The 1,233-nt window shown below is 58.0% G+C and carries 2 protein-coding genes; one reads left to right on the top strand and one right to left on the bottom strand.

Features of this window, described 5'->3' with window-relative positions; genetic code table 11:
* On the top strand, nt 1-208 hold a 208-nt coding region (locus tag JK635_RS28610; RefSeq protein WP_235888137.1), incomplete at its 5' end, for a hypothetical protein.
* A 755-nt stretch (nt 209-963) separates the two neighbouring features.
* Here JK635_RS28610 and JK635_RS28605 read toward each other — a convergent pair.
* On the bottom strand, nt 964-1,233 hold a 270-nt coding region (locus JK635_RS28605; protein ID WP_235888136.1), incomplete at its 5' end, for a hypothetical protein.

Genomic DNA, 1,233 nt, shown 5'->3' with positions numbered 1-1,233 from the left:
AAAACCGACTCAGGGAAAAATGGCACAACGGGACATTTATCAGCGCAAGATATACGCAATGCGCCGAATGAGCCTGGCAGTCATAAGACTAAGCCAGGCCATGTCCCTAGCCGTATTGGAAGGTAAAAGTGTAACCATTGCGAGGGTAATTCTGTCACTTCGCGGGCAAGCCGATACAGCGCGGCAACTCTTTCAATGTTTTCAATGACTTGCGCATTTCGGCAGGTAAATGTGTCACCGCGCGGCCAAGGAAGGTAAATGTGTCACCGCACGACCTCGCTAATTTGCCCGATTTCTACCCCGGAAGCGGGCGCGTACCAGAGTCTATGTCCCCTCCTGGAGGGTCAGCAGTTCAGCCGCGTGCGCGTCATCGCCGTGCGCGCCTTCTGGTCTAGTGGCCGCCACAGCGACTGCGAAGGCAGCAGCGAGATGTAGCATGCGCCGCAGTTGCCGCACCGGTACGGCGCATCCAGTAAATACGTGTTGAGCCGGTATGGCGCCCTACCGCCACAATGATGACAGGCCGTCTCCAGCACACCGCCATGAACCGGGCAGCGCCCTACCCTTCGCAACTGATGGACAATGCTGTGGTAGCCGCCCGCCAGGCACGATCTGCAATACCGGAACCAGGGACTGCCTATCCTTTGCAGCGGTTCTGGAATCAGCGAGGCACGGACCATGCGCGACGGTACTCCGAGTGTGCGCTGGATCTTGCGCAGGTTCACCTCGGATGGACAGGCGCTGATCCCTTCATACGGATCAATAGTGTCCCTGGCAATCTGGGTAATCAGCACATGGCCTGGNATGGCCTGGCAACGCATTCGCCCGCCCAAATTTCCACAGCATGGAAACAATGGATTCGTGCGGGCTCACCCATTTCGGATCGAACAAATAACCGAAGGACGGTGCCAACTGGTGTTCGTCAAACAGCATGATCGGCAGAGTCGCCATCTGACTGCGCCCTTACACCACGTGCGGCGCTGCACTCATGATGCGGCCTGTTGCCACGCGTGCCTGCACATAACCGCAACTGCGAACCGCTTGTGCCCACATCTCACTGGATGGTCGGTAGCCGGCGGCATCATGTATCTCGCTTTCCTTCAGCACAATCTCCACCGCACGGGTGAAGGACTCCATGGGGATCTCCAGCATGCCGCCAAGGCCGGTCTTGTTGTGGATTGCCACGAAGGCATCCCACAGCACTTGTGCATCATCCGTGAGCCGGTACCCTGC

The sequence above is a fragment of the Neobacillus paridis genome, from assembly GCF_016765675.1.
Taxonomy (GTDB): domain Bacteria; phylum Bacillota; class Bacilli; order Bacillales; family Cytobacillaceae; genus Neobacillus; species Neobacillus paridis.
This window is presented reverse-complemented; position numbering and strand designations above follow the sequence as displayed.